This is a genomic window from Streptomyces sp. NBC_01775, from assembly GCF_035917675.1.
GTDB lineage: Bacteria > Actinomycetota > Actinomycetes > Streptomycetales > Streptomycetaceae > Streptomyces.
The window spans coordinates 805,572-826,929 of the sequence record NZ_CP109104.1 but is presented as its reverse complement, the minus strand read 5'-3'; the positions used below and the strand labels follow the sequence as shown (position 1 = coordinate 826,929).

Genomic DNA, 21,358 nt, shown 5'->3' with positions numbered 1-21,358 from the left:
CTCGCCTCCCGTCCCTCTCCCTCCGGCGGCGCGGCGCCGCTCTGCTCCGTCACCTCTCCCCGAAAGAGAACCGCTATGTCCGTCAAGTCCCCGCAGCCCCCGGAATCCGGTCTGCTGCCGCCCGGCGGGGCTCCGCTCACGCAGCGGACGATCCGCCGCGTCTCCGTCGTCTGTTTCTTCGCCTGGGTGTTCAGCGTCTTCGACCACACGCTGTTCGGCACGCTGCTGCCGCGCATATCCGCCGACTACGGCTGGGATGCCGGCACCAGCACGGCAGTCGCGACCTGGGTCACGGCCGGCACCTTCGTGGTGTCCCTGGCTGTCGGGCCGATGCTCGACCGGTTCGGCAGAAAGCCCACGCTGATGATCACCACCGCGGGCGCCGCACTGACCTCCGGGCTCAGCGCCCTCACCGGAGGCAAGCTGTCACTGATCCTGGTGCGCTCGTTCTCCGGGCTCGGCTACTCGGAAGAGGTCGTCAACAGCGTCTATCTGAACGAGGTGTACGGCAAGCGCGCCAAGCGGGGCTTCATGTACAGCTTTGTGCAGAGCGGCTGGCCGGTCGGCGCGCTGCTGGGCGCCGCGCTCACGGCGGTCTTCCTGCCGTCCATCGGCTGGCGCGGTGTCTTCCTGTTCGCGACGCTCCCTGCCGTGCTCATCGTCCTGCTCGCCTGGCGAATACCGGAGTCACCGGTCTTCGTCACCATGCGGCACATTCGGCGGCTGCGCGCCGAGGGCCGTACCGCGGAAGCCGACGCCACCGCCGCCGAGGCCGGCATCCGCGATGAGCGCACCGGCACCCTGCGCGACGTGTTCGCCGCGGGGCTGCGAAAGCACACGCTCAGCCTGTCGGCCGCCTGGCTGCTCAACTGGATGGCCATCCAGGTGTTCTCGGTCCTGGGCACGACGGTGCTGACGGAGGGCAAGGGCGTCACGTTCGACAACGCGCTGGTCGTGCTGATCCTGGGGAACGCCGCGGGGTTCGCGGGCTATCTGACGCACGGGTACGTGGGCGACCGGCTGGGCCGGCGCACCACCATCATCCTCGGCTGGCTCGTGGGATCCGTGGCGATGACGGCGATGCTGTTCGGGCCGGCCGAGCCGGGCTTCGTGATCCCGATGTACGCGCTGGGGCTGTTCTTCCTGCTGGGGCCCTACGCGGCGCTGCTGTTCTACATGGGTGAGTCGTTCCCGCCGCATGTGCGCGGCATCGGCCCGAACACCGCGCACATCATGGGTCCCGTCGGCGCGATCATCGGCTCGGCCATGCTGTCGGTGCTGGTGGGGGCCGGGCTGTCGATGACGGCGGCGGCGTTCTGCGCCGGTTCGCTCGGGCTGCTGGGGTCCGCGATCGCCATGCTCGGCACGCGCAAGGTCGACCAGCGCAGCGACGGTGAGGCACCGGGCGGGGACACACCCCTCGCGACCGGCACCACGCCTTGAGCCTCGCGAGCCCCCGAAGGGGCGCGGGGAACTGCGCCGACCAGCGCATACGCACCCGCACTCCGCGAAGCACAGGCAGGGGCAGCCCCTGCTCAGCACCAGGGCCGCCCTGCTCAGCGCCAGGAAAGAGGGCGACGGAAAGTCCCCCGGACAGGCCGTGGCCCGTACCGAATCAACCAGGAGGCACCACATGCCGGCGGACCAGCACGACGTGCGACCCGGGGCGGAACCCGCGACGCCCGCCCCCGCCCGGGACGACGGACTACCCGGACGTGTCGCCGTGATCAGCGGCGGAGCGAGCGGCATCGGACGGGCGCTGGCCGTCGCGTACGCCCGCGCGGGCGTGGCGAGCGTCGTCGGCTACCACCCGGGCGATCCGCATGACCACACCCAAGTGATCCGCGAAATCGAGGGGCTGGGCGGGCACGCCGTCGCCGTACCCGCCGACGTGCGGGACCCGGCCGCCGTCGACGCGCTCGTGGACACCGCCGTCGAGCGGTTCGGACGGCTGGACATCGCCGTCGCCAACGCGGGCGTGCTGCGTCGGGCACCTCTCGCCGAACTGACCGACGAGCGCTGGGACGACATGCTCGCCGTGGACCTCACCGGAGTGCTGCGGCTGCTGCGCTCGGCGGCACGGCGGATGACCGGCGGCGGTGCGATGGTGGCGGTCTCCTCGATCGCGGGCGGCGTCTACGGCTGGGCCGACCACGCGCACTATGCGGCGGCCAAGTCCGGCGTACTGGGCCTCGTGCGTTCGCTGGCCGTGGAGCTGGCACCACACGGCATCCGGGCCAACTCGGTGATCCCCGGCCTGATCGAGACGCCGCAGTCGCTCGACGCCGAAAACTCCCTGGGCCCGGAGGGGCTGGCAGCTGCGGGCCGCGGCATCCCGGCGGGCCGCGTGGGCCGGGCGTCCGAAGTCGCCCGCGCCATCCGCTTCCTGACATCCGACGACGCCTCGTACGTCACCGGTCAGCAGCTCGTCGTGGACGGCGGGCTGACCACCCGATTCCCCGACTGATGACAGCCCAGGAGCCCACAGTGAACGTGTCGAAGCAGCCCTTCGCCCATGAACCGGCAGCCCCGGGCCGCCCGTTGGCGGGCCGGCGCTGTCTGATCACCGGCGCCGCCAGCGGCATCGGACGCGCCATCGCCGCCGCCTTCGCGGAGGCCGGCGCCGGCTTGTGTCTCACCGATCTCGATGCCGACGGCCTGGCACGCGTGGCCGAGGAACTGGGCGGCACCGCGCACCCGGCCGACGTGGCCGATCCGGCGGACGTGCTGGAGCTGGTCCGTGCCGCGTCCCAACACCTCGGCGGGATCGACGTGCTGGTCAACTGTGCCGGCATTCTCACCGAGTCGCCGCTGGCCGAAATGGAACTGGCCACCTGGCAGCGGACGCTGGATGTGGATCTCACCAGTGTGTTCCTGACCTGCCGCGCGGTGATCCCCGGCATGGTCGCCGCGGGGAACGGCCGGATCATCAACGTCGCCTCCCAGCTCGGGCAGAAGGGCGGAGCGGGTCTGACGCACTACAGCGCGGCGAAGGCGGGCGTCCTCGGGTTCACCAAGGCGCTCGCGCGGGAGATGTCCGGGCAGGGCGTGCTGGTGAACGCCATCGCGCCGGGACCGATCAGCACTCCGCTGGTCGAAGGCCTCAGCGACGAGTGGAAGCGGGACAAGGAGGCGGAACTTCCCCTCGGCCGGTTCGGCACACCGGAAGAGGTGGCGCCGACGGCGGTGCTGCTCGCCTCCGACCCCGGCGGCAATCTGTACACCGGGCAGACACTCGGTCCCAACAGCGGCGATGTGATGGCGTAACGGGTGGCCGGGGCGAGTTGGTGAGGGCAGGTGAGGGCAGATGTGCGGAGCCTGTGGCGCGGCGGCCACCGAGTGGACGGAGCGTCTGGCCCCTATGGATCCGGCCTCGGCCCGGCGGCGGGCCGAGGCGCTGACCGCCGTGCTGCGCGCCGCCCCGTCGCCGCGAGCGCACCGGGCCGCGGCGACCGCCTGGCCCGGGGGCGGGCTGCGGCTGACGCGTCCGGGCGGCTGGGAGTTCGCCCCCTCGCTGCTCTCAGCGGTGCGGACGCTGACAGAGCGCTACGGGCCGCTTGTTCCGCTTGCGGTGCGGGGTGACGGGGCTGGGGGAGCGGAGGCCGGGCCGCCGGAAGCCGCGCATCGCCGGTTGCCGTTCGCGGTACGGGCCGAGGCCGCCGCCGTGTGGTGTGCGGCGATCCTCGCCTCGGGCGCGGCACGGCCTTCCCCGGTGACCGTCGACCTGTGCGCCTGGACGGTCGTACTGCGCGAGGGGCGTGGCAGTGTGCACGAGGGCGGCGGCGCCCACCCGGCCGTATACCGCGAGCAGGGAGCTTCCGGGCTGGCTGAACACTGGGCAACCTCCCTGCGCGTGTTCCGGGTCTGACCCGGCTGCCCGGCTGCCCGGCTGCCCGGCTGCCCGGACGACGGCTCGACGTGCGCACGCTCTCCCGCAGCCCTGCGACTGCCGGGAGATGCCCTTGACCCAGGCGTACCCTCCCGCCCGGCCCGCCGGCCGGCGCCCGTCAGCGGCGTCTTCCGCGTCGGCACACCAAGGGAGGCGGCAGTCCTCGACGGCGTGGAGGACCGTCGCCTGCCTGATCGTGGGCGGGTGGCGCGTCAGCCGATGGGTGCCGGCATGGGCTGGACGTCGTAGGCGAGGCGAATGGTATCCCCGGTGGCGGGATCGGTCAGCTCCACGCTCCAGCCGTCCGCGAACTGGTCGACGCCGGGGGTCATGGGGATGGTCCCGGAGATCAGGACGGTGCCGGGCGTGAGCGCGTCGCGGGAGCGCAGGACGTCGACCCAGTAGGCGGGCGTCAGGAGTTCGGCGAGAGTGCCGTGCTGGATCTCCGTCCGCGTGCCGCCGTGGATGACCCAGGCACGCAGGGTGAGCTCGTCGATGCGGGACTCCACATCGGTCAGGCGCCAGGCGCGCCGTGCGAGGACATCGGGTCCGGCGTTCTTGCTCCAGGCCACGCCGTGCACCTCCAGGTCGCGGTCGGTGTGGTCGCAGGCGGCCGTCAGCAGCAGCTCCCCGCCGTCCGCCACGACGAGGGCCCACTCCGCCTCACCGGAGGTGTGCCCGTGCTGTGCCTGGATCCGGTCGGTCTGCTGGGCCAGGTAGGGGGAGACCGGGTAGAGGGCCGGCGTCACGGACGGGCCGGGCACGCCCAGCTCGGCGAGCTCCGCGACGTGCGCGGCGACATCCTCCTGGCTGCGCCCGGCGTACCCGGCGTTGAGGACCTGGACGACGTCGACCTCGCGGGTCGATCCGTCGGGAAGTTCGAAGGTCAGCACGGCCATGAGGGCACTCCCAGAGATCGGGTGACGGCACGCGGATCCGGATTTCTCCGCGGTTGACTTCACGCGCAGGGCTTGCGCATACCTCCTGTATACAAGAAGTATGCCGGAAGGTCGATGTCTCCGAGCAAGGATGGGAACCATGCACGACACCCCGCAGGACGAGGCGAAGGCGTCCGAGAAGCAGTCCGGCATCCGCCGGGCCTTCGTCGCGAGCCTGACCGGCACGGCCCTGGAGTGGTACGACTTCGCCGTCTACTCCGCCGCCGCGGCCCTGGTCTTCGGCGACCTGTTCTTTCCCTCGGAGGACCCGCTCACCGGCACACTCCTGGCGTTCTCCACCTACGCGGTCGGATACGTCTCCCGCCCGCTCGGCGGGTTCGTCTTCGGTCGCCTCGGCGATGTGATCGGCCGCAAGAAGGTGCTGATCGCCACCCTGCTGCTCATCGGCGTGGCCACCTTCCTGATCGGCATCCTGCCCGCGTACTCGACGGTCGGCGTGGCCGCCCCGATCGCCCTGGTCGTGCTGCGCTTCGCCCAGGGCGTCGGCGTCGGCGGCGAGTGGGGCGGCGCGGTACTGCTGTCCAGCGAGTTCGGGGACCCACGACGGCGGGGCTTCTACGCGTCCGCCGCGCAGGTCGGCCCGCCCGCCGGCAACCTGCTGGCCAACGGTGTCCTGGCCGCCCTCGGCGCGCTGCTGACCGAGGCGCAGTTCGAGTCCTGGGGCTGGCGCGTGGCGTTCCTGTTCTCCGGCGTCCTCGTCGCGTTCGGGCTGTGGATCCGGGCGAAGCTCGAAGAGACCCCGGTGTTCAAGGCGATGGAGGCCGAGCACACCCGGCCCGAGGCGCCGATCCGTGAGGTCTTCACCACCCAGCCCCGCGCCCTGATCGCCGCGATCCTCTGCCGCGTCGGCCCCGACGTGCTGTACGCCCTGTTCACCGTCTTCGTCCTGACGTACGCCACCGAGGAACTCGGCATGTCGCGCGGCTCCGCCCTCGCGGCCGTCCTCATCGGCTCTTCGCTCCAGGTCTTCCTCATGCCGCTGGCCGGCGCCGTCTCGGACCGCATCAATCGCCGCCTGCTGTACGGCTGCGCCACAGTGGCCGCCGGTGTGTGGCCCTTCGTGTTCTTCCCGATGATCGGCGGCGGCACCTGGATACCGCTCGCCACTGGCGTCGTCGTGGGCCTGGTGATCCACTGCTGCCTCTACGGACCGCAGGCCGCCTTCATCGCCGAGCAGTTCTCGCCCCGGCTGCGATACACCGGGTCATCCCTCGCCTACACCCTGGCCGGGATCATCGGCGGCGCCATCGCTCCCTTGCTGTTCACCACGCTGCTGAGCGCCTACGGCACCTGGGTACCGCTGGCCGCGTACATCGCGATCGCCTCGGCGGTCTCCCTGGCCGGGGTCTGCCTGGGACGCGGCCCCGAAGCCGCTGTCGACGAGGACGACCGGCTCGCCGCACCGACAGCCCGGGACGCAGCAGGCGCCACTCTCCCCGCTGACCCCACACCCCGCTGATCCCGGAACGGAGGAGCCGCACCATGCGGATCGCCCTGAGCCAGCTCACCACCGGCCCCGACCCTGAGAAGAACCTCCGGCTCATCGAGGAGTGGACGCGGCGCGCCGCGGACGCCGGAGCCCGCGTCGTCGTCTTCCCCGAGGCGTCGATGGCCTGCTTCGGCACTCCGCTGGCCCCGCTCGCCCAGCCCCTGGACGGGCCGTGGGCCGACGGGGTGCGGGAGATCGCCCGGTCCACCGGCACGGTCGTCGTGGCAGGCATGTTCACCCCGGCCCCGGCAGGCAGGGTGGCCAACACCCTGCTGGCCACCGGACCCGGGGTCGAAGCCTCGTACGACAAGATCCACCTCTACGACGCCTTCGGCTACCGCGAGTCCGACACCGTCGCCGCGGGCTCCGGCACCACGGTGATCGACGTGGACGGCGTACGACTGGGCCTGGCCACCTGCTACGACGTCCGCTTCCCGGAGCTGTTCCGGGCCCACGCCGACGCCGGAGCCGTCGCCACGCTGCTGGCGGCCTCCTGGGGCGCGGGGCCCGGCAAGCTCGACCAGTGGGAGCTGCTGGTGCGAGCGCGCGCCCTGGACGCCACCGTCTGGCTCGCCGCCGTCGGCCAGGCGGACCCCGGCACCGGGCCGGGCGCCGCGCCGACGGGCATCGGGCACAGCCGCGTCGTCGGGCCCGACGGGAGTGTCCGGCACGCTGCGGGCGCCGAACCGGAGCTGCTGGTGGCCGACCTGGACGCCGACGAGGTCACCGCGGTCCGGGAGAAGACCTCCGTGCTGGCCAACCGTCGGCCGGACGCGTGGCGATGAACAAGCCCGAGCTGGAGTTCCACCTCCCGGACGGACCGTGGCACACCCCGGCCGGCGCCGGCCCCGGCGTCGAGGAGCGCGTCCTGGCGCAGGACCCCGGCCGTGGACGCCGGACCGTGCTCGTGCGCTGGGCGCCGGGCACCGACACCTCGGGCCAGGGCGTGGCGCGCCACGACTTCTGGGAGGAGGTCTATCTCCTCGAGGGAGCGCTGCACGACGTGACGCTCGGCCGGACCTTCACCGCGGGGATGTACGCCTGCCGCCCACCGGGAATGCCGCACGGCCCCTGGACCGCACGGGACGGCGTCACGATGCTCGTGATCACCTACCCGGACAGCCCGCCCGGCGACGACAGGAGCCGCGAAGATCCAAACGAGAGACCCTGAAGCGTGTTGCAGAAGGCTGTGGCTGGGCGCGCCACCTGACTTCGGCCGGTCTGGGCGACTCTGGGATGTTCAGGGTCAGGCCGGTGCCGGCTATGAACCCGTTGAGGGTGTCGGGCCGGTACTGAAGCCGTTTGAGCCGGTTGCGGACGATGGCCTCAAGCCGGTCGTGGGCGACCACGGCGAGGTTGGCCAGGCTGCGTTTGACGTGCGCCCATACCCCGTCGGCGCAACCGTGCGTTCAAGGCCGTGCTCGACCTGGTCGCCGGCTGCGCGGCGAGTTTCAGGAGGACGGTCGTGGTGTCTCGGCCGGAGGACCGTCCTGTGCGAGCTGAGTCCGCACGCTGTGAGGCACACGCATGCCGCGACTGCGCAGGTCGCCGATGAATCGCGCGACGAGCGGGTCCGGTTCCGCGGACGTCACCGCCACCAGCTGCCTGACCCACCGCGGCGAGAACGATCGCACCGCTCCCGGAAAGCCATGGCTGACCGCACTCACGGGGCACACGGCGATCCCGAGACCGGCAGCCGCGAGCTGTGGTGCCGCCGCAGTCACCGATGTCCTCATCACCGTCTCCGGGTGGACTCCGGCACGGGCGAAGGACTGGTCGAGCCAGGCGCTGAGGCCGTTGACCGGTGTGAAGTGAACGAGCGGCGCACCTTCAAGGTCCTCAAGGCGTACAGCCGACTGCCCGGCCAGCACGTGGCCGCTGGGTGCCGCCAGCACGATCTCCTCCTCGGCGACCGGGGTGATCGTGAAGCGGCCGGCCGAGGGAGCCGTCAGCACCGCCACGTCGACTTCGTCGGAGTCGACGAGACCGAGCGCCTCGTCCATCGCCGTGGACTCGCGCAGCGTGATCGCGACCTCTGGGTAGCGGCGATGCCACTGGCGAATGACCGCAGCGAGCAGCGGCACCGTGAGGCTCTGCGCACAGGCCAACCGCAAGACCCCTCCAGCCGCTTGACCCGCCGCACGTGCTGACCTCACCACAGAGGCGGCTGCTTCGATCGCTCGTCTGGCATCCGCGACGGCGGCACGCCCCGCAGGAGTGAGCTTGACCCCTCGGGGCTCGCGGCGAAGCAGGAGCGTTCGGGTCTCGCGTTCCAACGAAGCGAGCTGATGAGAGACAGCGGGTTGCGACGAGTGCAGCAGCTGTGCGGCCTGTGTGATCGACCCGGAATCCGCGACCGCGACGAGGCACTCCAGTGCCCGAAGAGAAGCCATCCAAAAATTTTATCGCAAGCCTTCAAAGCATGAATGAAGTCGAGGGAAGACCTCTGGACCTCCGATTGCTCTAACCCACGACACCCTCTCGCTCAAGGCAGGCGAGAGGGGCTCGCACAGAGCGAAGGGAGAAATTCATGGCACAGGCGTTCGTCACGGGCGGTTCGGGGTTCATCGGCCAGGTGCTGGTGCGCCGGCTCCTCGACGAGGGGCATTCGGTGGGTGTTCTGGTTCGAGGTGAGACATCGGCTGCAAAGGTCTCGGCGCTGGGCGCCAAGCCCGTGCGGGGCGAGTTGACCGACCCGAGCACGTGGCGCAACGAATTGACGGGCAGTGATGTGGTGTTCCACCTCGCTGCCGAGACGGACGTCACCGCTGACCGTGAGCGTCATCAGCTTGTAACGGTTCGCGGACCCAGGCAGCCGTCGATGCGGCCCGCTACGCGCAGGTTCCACGGTTCGTCCACTGCGGGAGCGAAGCCGCGCTCCTCGCCGGTGCCCCGCTCGTGGACGTCGACGAGACCGCGCCGCTGCGGCCCGACTCGGAAGCCGCTTACAGCGCGGTGAAGGCCGTGGCCGAGAAGATCGTGCTCGATGCGAATGCCCCGGACTTCGCCACGGTGTCGATCCGCCCGAGGTTCGTCTGGGGTCCCGACAGCTTCCTCGTCGAAGGCCTGGTAGCTGCGGCGAAGGCGGGGCAGTTCGCTTGGATCGGCGGAGGCCGGCACACGACCGACGTCACGTTCGTCGAGAACGCTGCCGAGGGGCTCATGCTCGGGTGGCAGCGCGGCCGACCAGGTCAGGCCTACTTCGTCACCGACCGGCACCGCGTCGTCCTGCGCGAGTTCCTGGAAGCCCAGTTCGAGATCTATGGCGTCGATGTCCCGATCCCCGACCTGGACGCCGAGACCGCCGCCCGCGAGGTCCCCGTTCCCGCTCGATGGTTCCTCGGGCAGCAGTGCACCCTGCGGACGGGCAAGGCCGTAGCCGAGCTCGGATACGAGCCCGTTGTTCCGCACGCTGCCGGTCTGGACGCCGTCAGAGACTCGGTGGCCGTCAGCCGCGCGTGAAGCGCCATCCATGTTCGACCGGCATACGTCACCGTTCAACCGAGGGAAGACACAGAATGAAGATCGTCACGATCGGAAGAGGAATGATCGGCGGAGGACTGGCCGCCCTGTGGCGGGCCGCAGGCCACGAGGTCGAAGAGCTCGGCCGTGACGGCGGGGATGCCTCGGACGCCGACGCCGTCCTGGTTGCAGTACCCGGCGCAACGATCTCGGACGCCCTGAGCAAGGTGACAGGGCTCGAGGGGAAGATCGCGATCGACGCGACCAACATCATGCCTGCACGTCATGGCAACTTTCCGTCATACGCCGAGGAGGTGAAGTCCTTCACCCACGCCCCGGTGGCCAAGAGCTTCAACATGAACTTCGGAGCCCTGTACGGCGAAGTGCGCAAGCAGCGAGTGCGGCCGAGCAACTGGTACGTCGCTGACGAGGGAGCCCTCGACGTCACCGAGCAGCTCATCCGCGACGCCGGCTACGACCCGGTGCGCGTCGGAGACCTCTCACGAGCCCGCGACTTCGAAAACGCGGTCTGGCTTCTCATGGGCATCCAGCCGGCCGGCGGCGTATTTTACCGGTTTGCCGTTCCCGGTGAACTCTGAACGAACCGGTTGGGCAGTGCATTCTGCCCACAGGACAGGTATGCACTTCCGGAGTTTCCACTCGAATGCAGCTGTTCAGCCCAGATGAATCCTGGGCGAGGCGTATCCATCGTCACGAATACGCTTGCGTGCGTTCCCCCATTTCGACTGGCAATGCAACGCGCATCCTGAATTCGAGAAGTAGCAGAGTACTTCTTTTGCGCGTTCCCTCGATCGGGCATCCCCGCCAGGGAGCGGTCCAATGTCTGGAGCTTTCATGTTTGAAGCAATAAATTGGCCGGAGGTCATGGCGCCCAGCCGCTCCCCGATCCACTTCACCAACGAGCTCGAGGTCGAAGCCTCTCCTGAAACGATCTGGTCCCTGCTCGTGGCCCCCCAAACCTGGCCCACCTTCTACCCAGGCGTGGAACATGTCCAACTGCTTGACGGCCATGACTCGCTGAGCCTCGGAACTCGATTCGAAACCAACCTGGCCGGCCAAGACGTCTTCGCATCCGTACAGGAGTACCAACCTGTGACGCGTATCGCCTGGGGTGGTTATCCCAAGGTGTCGGAAGCGTCCAGGGCTTACCACGCCTGGATCATCACACTCACGCCGAACGGGAGCCACCTCTGGACCGAAGAGACGATGCGGGGCCCGCTCTGGATCGAATTGGCGAAGCAGGACCCTGAAGTTTTTTGGCGCACACACGAGAATCTTCTCGCGGGGCTCGCCAAGGTAGCGATCGAGCGTGAAAATCGCCCCGGTTGACTCGTGGGTATGGCGGACGAGTGGAGGCGGGATTCAGTAGCCAGCAGGATGCGGTCCTCCAGCGACAGCGCCAGGGTCGACCTCGCTGCGGATCACCCGCAGCCTCACATCGAACCGCAGTGACCGACTTCCCGAAGCAGCTCGGGCTCAGCCCGGTGAACGGACCTGTCCATCCAGACACCCAAGGCGGCAGTTGGTGCATTGGAGCATTATCTCCGAAACGTTCAGAAAGGAAAAGTGTCCGATGTATGACAAGGTGAATTGGCCCGAACGGTATGACCCGAAATTGTCGGCTCTCTACGCGCTCAACGATATCGACGTGAAGGCGCCACCTGAAGTGGTATGGAAGCTGCTCGTCGACGCCGAGAACTGGTCGAGCTACTTTCCTCCCGAAGATCACGTCAAGATCCTGGACGGTGAGTCGGTACTGGCGCTCGGAACCAAGTACAGCCGGGTGACGGTTGGATTTCCCATGACTCTCAACGTAACGGAGTATGAGCCCTTCACCAGGCTCTCGTGGGAGACGGAAGTCGACGGCGACGAAACCGGTTCGAGCGCGTACCACGGTTGGGTAATCACGCCCACAGACAATGGTTGTCACGTGCTGACCGAGGAAACGCAGCAGGGCCCCTTCTTCCTCGATGAGCTCGGCCATAAGCGTCCCGGTGCGCTCTACCACTATCACCAGGACTGGGTCGAACGCCTCGCCCGTGCCGCAGAAGCGGAAGTGGCGAAGCCTGCGGCCTGACGCGCACAGATACATGGGCATGGGCGGGTCCCCTTGAACCCTTACGCTGTCGGCATCGTCGGCAGCGTAAGGGAATTCCGCAGCGGTACGCGGTACGCGGGAGGCGGCCGAAACGTTCAACAGCCTGTTCAAGGCCGAACTGATCCGCAACAAGGGGCCGTGGACCGGCATCTACGACGTCGAGGTCGCCGTCGCCGAGTACATCGGCTGATCCAAGCAGCGACGCCTCCACGGGGAGCTCGGCCACGTCACCCCTGCCGAACACAAGGCCGCCCATCACCTCGCGGTCGGACCCCCTGCGTCACTCCAGAAAACCAGCTAACGCAGTCTCTGCAAAGCCCAGGGCTTGACATCCTGCCAGAAGGCCGCTCAGGTTGCCGGTCGAGCGCCGAAACGTAGGCCGTCGAAGAGGATGGCAGTGATCTCTCTTGCTTCGCTCTGCCGGCCCTCCGTGGCATGCATTCCGCAGATGCCGCCCAGGCCGACCAGAAGCTGCGGGAGCCACACCGGAAGGGAACCCGCCTTATGCCGCACGCCTCCGCCCCGATCATGGTTTCCTCAATCGCCTCACAAAGTGATGCCGACGCGTTCTACGCGCTGAACGAGGAGTGGATCTCGCACCTGTTCACCCTGAAGAACGAGGACCGAGCTGTGCTCGGCGATCCGTTCGGCCGCATCGTGGCCCCAGGCGGCGACGTGCTCGTGGCGCGCGAATCGGGCAGCGGAACTGTAGTCGGTTGCATCGCACTCCTGGCCTATCCGGATGCCGTGCTCGAGCTGGCGAAGATGGCCGTGGCTCCCGCCGTGCAAGGACGCGGCATCGGTCGCCGACTCATAGCCGCAGCGATCGACCGCGCCCGGGCGCTCGGTGGGACCCGGCTGTTCCTCGGCACGAACACCAAGCTGGCCCCCGCCATTCACCTCTACGAGGACGCGGGGTTCGTCAGAATCACCCGCGACCGTCTCCCCGTGTCCGACTACTATGCCCGCGCCGACATCCTCATGGAATTGATGTGATCTTCCGGCCCTCTTGGGCAGGATCAGGATCCGGCCCCGGAGTCCTGGGTTCTGTCTCTTTGGTCAGGGTCGGGTCCAGATGAGGATGCCGGCGAGGTGGAGTGCGGCTTGGTAGGCGATGGCACGGAAGGAGTAGGCGCGGTCGGCCAGGACCGCGGCGAGGATCCTCTCCCAGGTGCCGTCGACAGCCCATCTGATGAGCCGTTGTGAGCGGTCCGGAACGAGCCGAGCTCGTCGGGCAGGTCTCGCCAGGGCGAGCTGGTGCGGTACTTCCACGCGATGGCTTCAAGGGTGCGGCGGTGATCGGCCCACCGCCGTCCACGGACCGGCTCGGCCGGCATCAGCGGCTCGATCCGGTCCCACATCGCATCAGTGATCACCAACCGGACAGACACATCCGATCAACTGAACCAACCCATCAAAGAGACACGACCTAGTGCCCCTCCCGGCAAGCTTTGCCCCGTCGCGCCGCCCGGCACGCACTCCCCCAAGCTCTCCGAGCAGGGGGTGCCCCCAGCGGCGTTGGCCAAAAGCCCTGGTAGCTCCTTCCCCGAGCTCTCAGCTTCTCCCCCGGCCTTCGGCCGGGAGGTGCCCCCAGAGCAGGGCAGACCCCGATCAAGGACTTCCGGCCGCCTTGCGATCGCACGCTCCCCCACGCTCGGCTCCGCTCGCGCGGGCGGTGCCCCCACGACGACGCTCCTTGTCGGGCAAACATTGCCGGTCACGGCACTAGCCCGCGAGCAGTACCTTCAGCGTCGACTCCAGATGGTGGTCGATCGCGGCACACGCGGACTGCGCGTCGCCGGCGGCCAGGGCGTCCAGGATGGCCCCGTGCTCTTCCAGCACACCTTCCTGGCGCCCCTGTTGGCTGAAGACGGCCACCACGCCCGCGCGCACCTGGCGGCTGCGCAGCCCGTCGTAGTGCCGGTCGAGGAGGGCGTTTCCCACGGCCGACACCAGTACCGAGTGGAACCGGTGGTCCACGGCGATGAACTCCCGGGCCTGTTCGACGCCGGTCAGTTCGCGCTGGCGTTCCAGCAGGGACCGCAGCTCCTCCACCGGCGGCCGGCCACCGGAGACGAGTTGCTGGGCGGCGTACCGCTCGACGATGCCCCGCAGCTCCATCAGCTCGCGGATCTCCCGTCCCGTCAAAGACGCCACCCGGGCGCCCCGCTTGGGTACGAGCTCGACCAGGTCCTCGGCCGCGAGCAGCAGCAACGCTTCCCGGATGGGGGTGCGGGAGACGCCGATGCGGTCGGCCAGCTCCTGCTCCGACAGGAAGGCCCCCTGCATCTCGGGATCCGTCAGCACCGTGTCCTTGAGATACGCGTACGCCTTCTCCCGACCGGACGCCACGGCAACCCCCAGACCTCGCATACAGTGTGTATACGGACGCTACCATGCGTTTTCCGTGACGGAAGGCCTCAACCACGGGTCCCAGGAACGGGCCTCCGGCGGTGAGAAGCAGCAGCGTACGCGGCCCAGTTGGGTCAATCAGCTGGTCGCCTCGGGGCATCGATGACGTCCGACGGCGCTGCGCCCGCGTTCTCCCCGGCGCCCGCGGGCTTCGGGGAACTCGGTTGGCCGGGGGCACGTCCGTAGATCGCTTGGTACGGACTCGGCCGACCAGGCGGCGAACAGTTCGTGGGCGAGGCGGCGCGGCCCGCCCTCGTGCACCAGCAGGCGACCGCCGACGGCGGTGTCGAAAGCGCGAGGCTAGTGCGCGGTGCGGTTCTGCGGTGGGGTGGCCGCGACGGGTGTCAGCTGTGGCCGTTTGGGGGTGCGGCCGTCGCCGGAGGAGCGTCCGCGCAGGCGGCGCAGGACCCAGGGGCCGAGGAAGGTGGCGACCCAGTGGAGTTCCACCCGGAGGGCCTGCCACGGCTTCGGCGCGGGCAGCACGGGGAGCGGGAGGGTCCAGGAGTCGTCGGCGTCGGGGAGCTGGAGCGCCTGTGCGAAGGCCGCAGCGGAGCGGTCGTGCCCGAGCGGGGAGAGATGCAGCCGATCCGCGCTCCACAGGCGTGGGTCGACGGTGACGGGGTGGGAAGCGGTGTCCACGACGGTGACGCCGTGCCGCGCGGCGGCGTCACGGATACGTGTGTTGAGCTCGCGGGCGCGGGAGGCGATCGGGCGGGCGAGGGGCGCGATCTTCCCGATGTCGGGGAAGGTGAGGGTGACCACGTGCGTCCCGGCGGCGGTGAGCGCTGCGAACGTCGCCTCCAGGTGCCCCGCGACCCGGTCCACGTCGTACCGGGGCCGCAGGAAGTCGTTGACCCCCGCGACGACGGTGGCCAGATCGGGGCGCAGGGCGAGCGCTGCCGGTAGTTGCACGGTGCGGACGTGGTCGGTGCCACATCCTCGTACTGCCAGGTTGGCGTAGTGCAGCTGCGGGGAGGTGGCCGCGAGGCGGTCGGCGAACCGGTCGGCCACGCCGCGGTACCCGGACTCCTCGTCACCGTCGCCGATACCTTCGGTCGTGCTGTCGCCCAGCGCGACATAGCGCAGGTACCGGCGGCGCTGGTCGCCCTGGTCCTGGTGCTCGGCGTGCGGCACGGTCACGGTCGGCCTCCCTCGTACGCAGAACTCGGCGCCCATGTGCGGGAACTCGTCCTGATCCGCTACCGGACCTTAAGCGGGAGCGGTGTCGACTGTCGACGGCTCACGCTCCTGGCTCGGCCTTCAGCTTGTGCGGCTCTGTCCGCCCGGGGAACTGCCCGGTCAGCCGCTCAGTTCCCTGGAGTGCTGGTCGTCCGCTCCCCGGGGGAGCGTTCGCGCCCTCGGCGGCGTGCGAGCGCGCTCTCGCTCTCGCTCCCGCTCTCCTCCTGGTGGGGTCCGCCGCCCTCGTGATGCCGGTCTTCTCGGTTCTGTCGCAGCCGCTCGTGCACGCGGCGGCAGAGCGTGAGTGTCTTTTCCAAGGGGCCGGTGAGGAAGACCAGGTCGCAGGCGATCATGGTGAGGGCGAAGCTGGTCAGGCCCATGAGCAGGGCGATGGAGAGGTGGAAGGCGATGGAGGCGGCGGCTGCCCAGGGGCGGAGGCGGGGGACGAGGATGCCCAGCGGGAAGTAGACCTGGAAGAGGACGGAGCCGTAGGTGCCCAGATAGACCAGCAGGTCGTTGTCGTAGACGAGGTTCGAGAGGCCGGGCTGGGTGAATTCGGGAACTCTCAGGATGTAGAAGAGCGCGGTGCCGTCCTGCCAGACCTGGCCATGGACCTTGTACAGGCCGCTGACCATGTAGACCAGGCAGATCTGAGCGGTGATGGCGAGGACCCCGAGGTTGTGCAGCGGGGCCTCGAGGGCCCTGACGCTGCCGGGGAAGTGGCGTGTGAGGCGGCGGGACAGGCCGGTGGAGAGGGCGAGCCGGTCGTAGCAGCGGGTGAGCAGCAGCATGGGGATGACGAGATAGGCGAGGTTGTCGCCGCCGTCGAGAAGCGCTGACTGGCGCTGGTAGAGAGACCAGAGAAACAGCCAGTGGAGGGCGAGGCCGGCGCGTCCGCCGATACCCAGCAGCACGGCCAGCGCGGCGAGTGCTCCCGCGTGGAAGACGAATTCGGCCCAAGCGGGGGAGGAACTCCACGCGTAGAGGCTGAAGGTGCCGGACTCGCGGAGTTCGTGGAGGAATTCGTCGTGGGGCAGGACGCCCTCGGGGCCGAAGAGATAGTGGCGGTCGGCGTACTGGCTCACGTAGTACATGAAGCCGACCAGGCCGAGTACGGCGCGTGCCGCCGATACGCCGAGGATGCTCAGCGGGCGGCTGGACCAGGTGTCCAGGGTGCCCAGCAGTCCGGCTCCCGGACCCGCCATGGGTTTTGATTCCGATGCCGTCACCGCAGGAACTCCGTCTTCCGCCAGGGGAGGTCCTCCACCTCGACCTTGTCCCCGTTCGACGCCTTCGGGGCGTTGCGCTGTGACCACGGGGGGAGTCTGTGGTTGTACATGCGGACCTGGACGGCGTGCGGCTTCCCCTTGCAGGCCCCCGGAATCCGGGCTGTCTGATCCAGCGAGTAGCGGGACAGGAACGCGATGGACTCCTGCCGGGTTTTCTTCTCGTGGGGCAGTCGCGGGAGCAGCGGCTTCTTGTCGTTCCGCGACTTCTTGCGGACGCGATCCACCAGAGCGTCGCTGTCGTTGAACCTTTCAAGTCCGGTGGTGACCAGGCGCGACATCCGCGAGGGGAAGAGGAGGCTGCCCTGTTCCTCCTTGAGGTAGGGGGTGGTGACGTCGTAGAAACTGGTCACCTTGCCGTCGGCGCACTTCGCCCGCGTGAGAATGCCCCGGTCCTCGGTGAGCGGGTCGGGTGCGAACAGCATCCAGTTCTGTGCGAAATACGGTTCCAGATATGCGCTGACGGTTTCGTGGTAGCGCACCTTCGCCGGGCTCAGCGGGGCCTGGGAGAGCGCGGCGAAGGTGAAGTGGATGCCCAGGAGGGCGGCGCCGATGAGGAACGCCGCCCGCCGGACGCCTCGGTGCTGCTGCGTCACCTTTCCCTCACTTTTCCGTCACGCACCAGCCATTCGTCGGTCGGTCACTTATCAAATGCCGTGTCGGACGCGGCCTTACCGTTCTGGTCGCTGAACTCCTCGACGTGCAGGCCGCCCCTTTCGCCGCCCTTTGCGATCCTTTTGTCGTTGGCGCGGGCTTCCTTGACGTTCGCCTTGTCGCCGTCGGCCTTGGCCGCCGCCTCGCTGGTGGTCGCCGTCTTGGTCGCGGGTGCCGGGGTCGCCTGGCTGGATCCCTGTGCGGTGATTACCAGGGCCGCACCGCCCAGGGCGACGCCGAATGCGGACACGGCGGAGACAGCTGATTTCTTCTTCATGGGAACTCCTTGCGGCACTGTGCTGCCATGGTCGATAAGCCACCCGCAGGTAACTCGCCCCGCAATGGAAACAGTTCGCACATGGAGTCCCCTTGCCGGTCGACGAGAAGTGGGCGAGATCACAGACTTGGTACTCAAGTCGTAGAGGATGACCGGCTGGTCGGGGGCGGCAGCGGTCACCCTGAAAAGGAGCCCAAGGCTCAGCCGCTCAGCCCCCAGTCCCGGGTGAGGTAGGAGGTCGAGCAGACGGTGTCCAGGAAGTACGCACCCGCCTTTCCGCACCCCTCGCCGGGCTTGACGGGCGTTCCGTGGCCCATCCCGTCCACCTGATAGCTGCGCACCGCCACCTGCCCGTTGCCGTCCTGGTAGTCGGACTGGGTGGTGCCGCCCGGCAGTTGGTGGGTGGCGTCGGCGGTCTGGTCGGCGCCGAGGACGTTCGTCCACTGCTTGACGGACTCGGTGGCGTTCCGGGGTGCGACGGTGGTGTCGGCCGTGCCGTGCCAGACCGAGACGCGTGGCCGGGGCCCCTCGTATCCGGGGTGGGCGGCGCGGGCCAGGTCGCCCCACTCGGGCGGGGACTTGGTGACGCCGGGGTTCATACAGCCGAACGCGTCGGGCAGCGAGTCCGCGCAGCCGTGTGGCAGCCCCGCGATGACGCCGCCGCCCGCGAAGGTGTCGGGGTAGGCCGCGAGCAGCGCGGAGGTCATCCCGCCGCCGGCGGACAGCCCGGTGACGTACACCCGGGAGGGGTCCGCGCCCAGGTCTTGTACGGTGCGGTCCACCATCTGCCGCACGGACAGCGCCTCGCCGCTGCCCCGCTCGGTGTCGCCGGACTGGAACCAGTTGAAGCACCGGCTGGCGTTGTTGGCCGTCTCCTGCTGCGGCGCGACGACGGTGAAACCGTGCTTGTCGGCCGCCTGCTGCCAGCCCGAGCCGTCGAAGTACGTCGCCGCGTTCTGGGTGCAGCCGTGCAGTACGACGACCACGGGGCGCCCGGCACCGAGCCCGTCGGGTGTGTAGCGGTACATGGACAGGGCGCCGGGGTTGGAGCCGAAGTCGGTGACCTGTTCGAGGGCGGCGGTGCTGACGCGCTGCTGCCCGTCGGATGCGGAGGACGTACCGGAGACGCTCAGCGCGGAGAGGGTGAGAGCGGCCAGCAGGGCTGCCGCGGTGCGCACGGAGGTTCGCATGAGGGGTTCCTTCCGTGGTGCTCGTGGGGGAGTGCGGGCACGGGGCCCGGTCAGCCGCAACCTAGGGCGCGGACCGAGGCGGGCGAACGTGCCGACCCGCCAGCCGTCTTGGTGCGCCGCTGTGGGACGGCCACATTGCCGACGCCGGACCGTGCGGGTGCCGAATCATCATCCGTCCAGGTCAGGCTGGGTGGAGGTACTCGTGCGGGGATCATGGCCGAGAGCAGTGGTGCGATTCCCCGTGAACTTTCGCCGCTGTGCGTGCATCTGACCATCTGCACGAGGTTGGAGTGCCTCTGCAGATGGGACAGGGCACGATGAATGAGCAGTACGGCAACACCGGCGTCATCCCCACCAGCGGGGCGGGGCGCGTAGCCTGGCGCGCCGTGTCGCCGTCACGGGGGCACGGCCGTCGGCGCAGACGCCGCTCGCGGTCACGCTCCGTGTTGCTGGCGGTGTCCGGCGTCACGGTGGTCGCCTCGGCCGCGCTCGTGGGCAGTGTCCTGCTCCCGGAGCACCACCCCGGGCGGGCCGGCGGCGGCGAGGTGGCCGCGTCGCCGTCCCACACACCCGGCGAGGTGGCGGAGGACGCCCCACGGTCGGACAGCCCGGAGCCGAGCCGCTCCGCACCCAAGGCGTCGCCGCGCACCTCCCCGCCCCCCAGCGGCGACGCCGTGGACCCGGACGCGCGCTACCCGGCGGACGGCCCCGGGGAATTCCGCACGGCGACGGTCTCAGGAAAGCGGATCGGCAGCGCGGGCCGGCTCTTTCGCTACAAGGTCAAGGTGGAGAACAACCTGGCGCAGACCCCGGACGGGATCTCGAACGAGGTGCGTCGGATCCTCGCCGACCCGCGCGGCTGGACGGCCAGTGACGCGGCCTCCTTTCAACAGGTCACAGGCGGGGCGCACGACTTCACCGTGGTCGTCGCCACGCCTGACACCGTGGACCGCATGTGCGGGCGCGGTGGTCTCGACACCGGGGGCGAGGTCAACTGCCGCGTAGGCAAGAACGTGGTGGTCAACGTCAAGCGCTGGCTGCTGGCCAACCCGTACTACCAGCACAGCCTGTCCGACTACCACGCGCTGACGGTCAACCACGAGGTGGGACACTTCCTCGGCTACCAGCACCGGACGTGTGCCGGGCCGGGCCGGCCCGCTCCGGCGATGATGCAGCAGATCAAGGGGCTGCACGGCTGCGTGGCGAACCCGTGGCCCTACGACCGCGACGGCACCTACCTGACGGGGCCGCCGGTTGCCTGACCGGGCGGGACCTGCGGTCCGGCCGCCCCCGGAGCAGCGGGCGGCACACCCAGAGACCGCGGACAGCGAATGTCCAATGCGAGGCGCAGGACAGGACGTTGAGCAGGAAAAGTATCCGCTGGTGGGACAAGGCGCCGAGGAGCACGCTGACACGTTCCTGAGCGGACAGTCATTCACCGGGACCGGGCTGTTCGACGAGTACGTGCTGGTCGAGCGGGCGCACTCCCGGGCGCTGGTGGAGCCGCACCGCGGGCGGCGGTGCGGGGAAGGGCTCACCCCACCGATTCGCGCAGTCGTGCGCTCGCCATCCGCATGTGCTCGGCCATCGCCCGGTCCGCGCTTTCCGGATCCCGGTCGCGGATCGCCTTGAGGATCGTGTCGTGCTCGCACAGGGTGCCGCTGACGGTTCCCTCGACGTCGCTGACGCGTTCCATCCACACCTGGAGCAGCGCGCGGATGCTGTGCAGGATGTCGCTGAGCACCGTGTTGCGCGCGATGGCCGCGCACTCCAGGTGGAAGGCGATGTCGGCGTCGATGAACGCCTTGACGTCACTGCCCGCCTCCCGCATGTGCCGCAGATGCTCCTCCAGCCGGGCCACGTCCTCCTCCGTCGCCCGCTCCGCGGCGAGCCGGGCCGAGACGCTCTCCATGTAGGTCCGCACCTCGACCAGATCCTGCGTGCGGCGCTGACCCAGCATCAGGCCCCAGTTGATGGCCCGCGGGAGGAACTCCGAGGTGCCCTCGCGCACGTACGAGCCCGAACCCGGCCGGATCTCGATGATCCCGAGCACGTCGAGCGCGGACAGCGCGCCGCGGACGCTGGAGCGCGCCACCCCCAGCGCCTCGGCGAGCTGGCGCTCGGCGGGCAGCCGTGCCCCGGGCTTGATGTTGCCCGCGGAGAGGTGGTCGAGGAGGCGCTTGGCGACCTCGCTCACGGAGGACTCCCGTACGACGGGGCGCAGGAGTTGGGCGAGGTCGGGCTGGGGCTCGTCGGTGCTGGAGGGCTGACTCGTCACGGTCACCAGTAGACCAGATGGCGCGTCGCTCCTGCTCAGGGAGCGTGTATGGCGTCTTATCGCGCCCGTTTTGTCAAGGGTTCACCGCGAGGAGGAAGTGCGATCCTCGCCACATTGGTAAATTGGTGACCAATTTGCTGGACCGGGCTTAGCGTGAATCGCAG

General features: G+C 69.3%; 21 protein-coding genes and 3 pseudogenes. 13 read left to right on the top strand and 11 right to left on the bottom strand.

The window, feature by feature from the left end; all coding sequences use genetic code 11:
• Positions 1–75 precede the first annotated feature (75 nt).
• The 4 genes from OHB04_RS04010 (at position 76) to OHB04_RS03995 (ending at position 3,868) form a co-directional block, all read left to right on the top strand.
• Positions 76–1,443 carry an MFS transporter gene (locus OHB04_RS04010; RefSeq protein WP_326686282.1) on the top strand — a complete coding sequence of 456 codons (1,368 nt, stop codon included), beginning with the start codon at positions 76–78 and terminating at the stop codon, positions 1,441–1,443.
• Positions 1,444–1,633: 190 nt separating this feature from the next.
• Complete coding sequence (locus tag OHB04_RS04005; RefSeq protein ID WP_326686281.1) at positions 1,634–2,467, top strand: SDR family NAD(P)-dependent oxidoreductase; 834 nt, start codon at positions 1,634–1,636, stop codon at positions 2,465–2,467.
• Between the two features lie 20 nt (positions 2,468–2,487).
• Positions 2,488–3,267, top strand: coding sequence for an SDR family NAD(P)-dependent oxidoreductase (locus OHB04_RS04000; protein ID WP_326686280.1), 780 nt, complete (start codon positions 2,488–2,490; stop codon positions 3,265–3,267).
• Positions 3,268–3,307: 40 nt separating this feature from the next.
• The gene (locus tag OHB04_RS03995; RefSeq protein ID WP_326806812.1) at positions 3,308–3,868 is read left to right on the top strand and encodes a hypothetical protein; all 561 of its coding nucleotides are present in this window, start codon (positions 3,308–3,310) and stop codon (positions 3,866–3,868) included.
• 233 nt (positions 3,869–4,101) lie between these two features.
• On the opposite strand, the gene OHB04_RS03990 is transcribed toward OHB04_RS03995, so the two are convergent.
• On the bottom strand, positions 4,102–4,788 hold the full coding sequence (locus OHB04_RS03990) for a DUF2848 domain-containing protein (protein ID WP_326686278.1): 687 nt from the start codon (positions 4,786–4,788) through the stop codon (positions 4,102–4,104).
• A 139-nt stretch (positions 4,789–4,927) separates the two neighbouring features.
• Here OHB04_RS03990 and OHB04_RS03985 point away from each other — a divergent pair, with 139 nt between their 5' ends.
• The 3 genes from OHB04_RS03985 to OHB04_RS03975 are packed head-to-tail and all read left to right on the top strand — an operon-like array spanning position 4,928 to position 7,508.
• On the top strand, positions 4,928–6,307 hold the full coding sequence (locus OHB04_RS03985) for an MFS transporter (RefSeq protein WP_326686277.1): 1,380 nt from the start codon (positions 4,928–4,930) through the stop codon (positions 6,305–6,307).
• 23 nt (positions 6,308–6,330) lie between these two features.
• A complete protein-coding gene (locus OHB04_RS03980) occupies positions 6,331–7,122 on the top strand; it encodes a carbon-nitrogen hydrolase family protein (protein WP_326806811.1) in 792 nt (263 codons plus the stop codon).
• On the top strand, positions 7,119–7,508 hold the full coding sequence (locus OHB04_RS03975) for a cupin domain-containing protein (RefSeq protein WP_326686275.1): 390 nt from the start codon (positions 7,119–7,121) through the stop codon (positions 7,506–7,508). The genes OHB04_RS03980 and OHB04_RS03975 overlap by 4 nt, the downstream gene beginning before the upstream one ends.
• A 52-nt stretch (positions 7,509–7,560) precedes the next feature.
• On the opposite strand, the pseudogene OHB04_RS03970 reads toward OHB04_RS03975, so the two are convergent.
• Both OHB04_RS03970 and OHB04_RS03965 read right to left on the bottom strand, forming a co-directional pair.
• Positions 7,561–7,725 (bottom strand): annotated as a pseudogene (locus tag OHB04_RS03970) (IS630 family transposase); the annotation flags it as partial.
• Between the two features lie 63 nt (positions 7,726–7,788).
• Entirely contained in the window at positions 7,789–8,730 is a 942-nt protein-coding gene (locus tag OHB04_RS03965; RefSeq protein ID WP_326806810.1) for a LysR family transcriptional regulator, read from the bottom strand.
• 137 nt (positions 8,731–8,867) lie between these two features.
• Here OHB04_RS03965 and OHB04_RS03960 point away from each other — a divergent pair.
• The 5 genes and pseudogenes from OHB04_RS03960 (at position 8,868) to OHB04_RS03935 (ending at position 12,914) form a co-directional block, all read left to right on the top strand.
• Positions 8,868–9,799: pseudogene (locus OHB04_RS03960) on the top strand (NAD-dependent epimerase/dehydratase family protein).
• A 56-nt stretch (positions 9,800–9,855) separates the two neighbouring features.
• A complete protein-coding gene (locus OHB04_RS03955; RefSeq protein ID WP_326686272.1) occupies positions 9,856–10,398 on the top strand; it encodes an NADPH-dependent F420 reductase in 543 nt (180 codons plus the stop codon).
• 256 nt (positions 10,399–10,654) lie between these two features.
• Complete coding sequence (locus OHB04_RS03950) at positions 10,655–11,149, top strand: SRPBCC domain-containing protein (protein WP_326686271.1); 495 nt, start codon at positions 10,655–10,657, stop codon at positions 11,147–11,149.
• A gap of 244 nt (positions 11,150–11,393) precedes the next feature.
• Complete coding sequence (locus OHB04_RS03945) at positions 11,394–11,897, top strand: SRPBCC domain-containing protein (protein ID WP_326686270.1); 504 nt, start codon at positions 11,394–11,396, stop codon at positions 11,895–11,897.
• A gap of 456 nt (positions 11,898–12,353) precedes the next feature.
• Entirely contained in the window at positions 12,354–12,914 is a 561-nt protein-coding gene (locus OHB04_RS03935) for a GNAT family N-acetyltransferase (protein ID WP_326686269.1), read from the top strand.
• A 144-nt stretch (positions 12,915–13,058) separates the two neighbouring features.
• On the opposite strand, the pseudogene OHB04_RS03930 reads toward OHB04_RS03935, so the two are convergent.
• The 7 genes and pseudogenes from OHB04_RS03930 to OHB04_RS03900 all read right to left on the bottom strand — a co-directional run.
• Positions 13,059–13,309 (bottom strand): annotated as a pseudogene (locus tag OHB04_RS03930) (transposase); the annotation flags it as partial.
• A gap of 334 nt (positions 13,310–13,643) precedes the next feature.
• The gene (locus OHB04_RS03925; protein WP_442814780.1) at positions 13,644–14,291 is read right to left on the bottom strand and encodes a GntR family transcriptional regulator; all 648 of its coding nucleotides are present in this window, start codon (positions 14,289–14,291) and stop codon (positions 13,644–13,646) included.
• A gap of 339 nt (positions 14,292–14,630) precedes the next feature.
• The gene (locus tag OHB04_RS03920; protein ID WP_326686268.1) at positions 14,631–15,470 is read right to left on the bottom strand and encodes an SGNH/GDSL hydrolase family protein; all 840 of its coding nucleotides are present in this window, start codon (positions 15,468–15,470) and stop codon (positions 14,631–14,633) included.
• A gap of 167 nt (positions 15,471–15,637) precedes the next feature.
• Positions 15,638–16,714, bottom strand: coding sequence for an HTTM domain-containing protein (locus OHB04_RS03915; RefSeq protein WP_326686267.1), 1,077 nt, complete (start codon positions 16,712–16,714; stop codon positions 15,638–15,640).
• A gap of 20 nt (positions 16,715–16,734) precedes the next feature.
• A complete protein-coding gene (locus tag OHB04_RS03910) occupies positions 16,735–17,391 on the bottom strand; it encodes a DUF5819 family protein (protein ID WP_326686266.1) in 657 nt (218 codons plus the stop codon).
• A 44-nt stretch (positions 17,392–17,435) separates the two neighbouring features.
• Complete coding sequence (locus OHB04_RS03905; RefSeq protein WP_326686265.1) at positions 17,436–17,726, bottom strand: hypothetical protein; 291 nt, start codon at positions 17,724–17,726, stop codon at positions 17,436–17,438.
• Between the two features lie 200 nt (positions 17,727–17,926).
• Entirely contained in the window at positions 17,927–18,916 is a 990-nt protein-coding gene (locus OHB04_RS03900) for an extracellular catalytic domain type 1 short-chain-length polyhydroxyalkanoate depolymerase (RefSeq protein WP_326686264.1), read from the bottom strand.
• 302 nt (positions 18,917–19,218) lie between these two features.
• Between OHB04_RS03900 and OHB04_RS03895 the strand changes: the two genes are divergently transcribed.
• Complete coding sequence (locus tag OHB04_RS03895; protein ID WP_326686263.1) at positions 19,219–20,178, top strand: DUF3152 domain-containing protein; 960 nt, start codon at positions 19,219–19,221, stop codon at positions 20,176–20,178.
• A gap of 272 nt (positions 20,179–20,450) precedes the next feature.
• Here OHB04_RS03895 and OHB04_RS03890 read toward each other — a convergent pair whose 3' ends face one another.
• The gene (locus OHB04_RS03890) at positions 20,451–21,200 is read right to left on the bottom strand and encodes a FadR/GntR family transcriptional regulator (RefSeq protein WP_326686262.1); all 750 of its coding nucleotides are present in this window, start codon (positions 21,198–21,200) and stop codon (positions 20,451–20,453) included.
• Positions 21,201–21,358 lie beyond the last annotated feature (158 nt).

Bases quoted from the DNA above. Each gene is read 5' to 3' on its own strand.
- OHB04_RS04010 (WP_326686282.1), top strand. From the start codon at position 76: ATGTCCGTCAAGTCCCCGCAGCCCCCGGAATCCGGTCTGCTGCCGCCC.
- OHB04_RS04005 (WP_326686281.1), top strand. From the start codon at position 1,634: ATGCCGGCGGACCAGCACGACGTGCGACCCGGGGCGGAACCCGCGACG.
- OHB04_RS03995 (WP_326806812.1), top strand. From the start codon at position 3,308: ATGTGCGGAGCCTGTGGCGCGGCGGCCACCGAGTGGACGGAGCGTCTG.
- OHB04_RS03990 (WP_326686278.1), bottom strand. From the start codon at position 4,788: ATGGCCGTGCTGACCTTCGAACTTCCCGACGGATCGACCCGCGAGGTC.
- OHB04_RS03985 (WP_326686277.1), top strand. From the start codon at position 4,928: ATGCACGACACCCCGCAGGACGAGGCGAAGGCGTCCGAGAAGCAGTCC.
- OHB04_RS03980 (WP_326806811.1), top strand. From the start codon at position 6,331: ATGCGGATCGCCCTGAGCCAGCTCACCACCGGCCCCGACCCTGAGAAG.
- OHB04_RS03975 (WP_326686275.1), top strand. From the start codon at position 7,119: ATGAACAAGCCCGAGCTGGAGTTCCACCTCCCGGACGGACCGTGGCAC.
- OHB04_RS03965 (WP_326806810.1), bottom strand. From the start codon at position 8,730: ATGGCTTCTCTTCGGGCACTGGAGTGCCTCGTCGCGGTCGCGGATTCC.
- OHB04_RS03955 (WP_326686272.1), top strand. From the start codon at position 9,856: ATGAAGATCGTCACGATCGGAAGAGGAATGATCGGCGGAGGACTGGCC.
- OHB04_RS03950 (WP_326686271.1), top strand. From the start codon at position 10,655: ATGTTTGAAGCAATAAATTGGCCGGAGGTCATGGCGCCCAGCCGCTCC.
- OHB04_RS03945 (WP_326686270.1), top strand. From the start codon at position 11,394: ATGTATGACAAGGTGAATTGGCCCGAACGGTATGACCCGAAATTGTCG.
- OHB04_RS03935 (WP_326686269.1), top strand. From the start codon at position 12,354: ATGCATTCCGCAGATGCCGCCCAGGCCGACCAGAAGCTGCGGGAGCCA.
- OHB04_RS03925 (WP_442814780.1), bottom strand. From the start codon at position 14,291: ATGCGAGGTCTGGGGGTTGCCGTGGCGTCCGGTCGGGAGAAGGCGTAC.
- OHB04_RS03915 (WP_326686267.1), bottom strand. From the start codon at position 16,714: ATGGCGGGTCCGGGAGCCGGACTGCTGGGCACCCTGGACACCTGGTCC.
- OHB04_RS03905 (WP_326686265.1), bottom strand. From the start codon at position 17,726: ATGAAGAAGAAATCAGCTGTCTCCGCCGTGTCCGCATTCGGCGTCGCC.
- OHB04_RS03900 (WP_326686264.1), bottom strand. From the start codon at position 18,916: ATGCGAACCTCCGTGCGCACCGCGGCAGCCCTGCTGGCCGCTCTCACC.
- OHB04_RS03895 (WP_326686263.1), top strand. From the start codon at position 19,219: ATGGGACAGGGCACGATGAATGAGCAGTACGGCAACACCGGCGTCATC.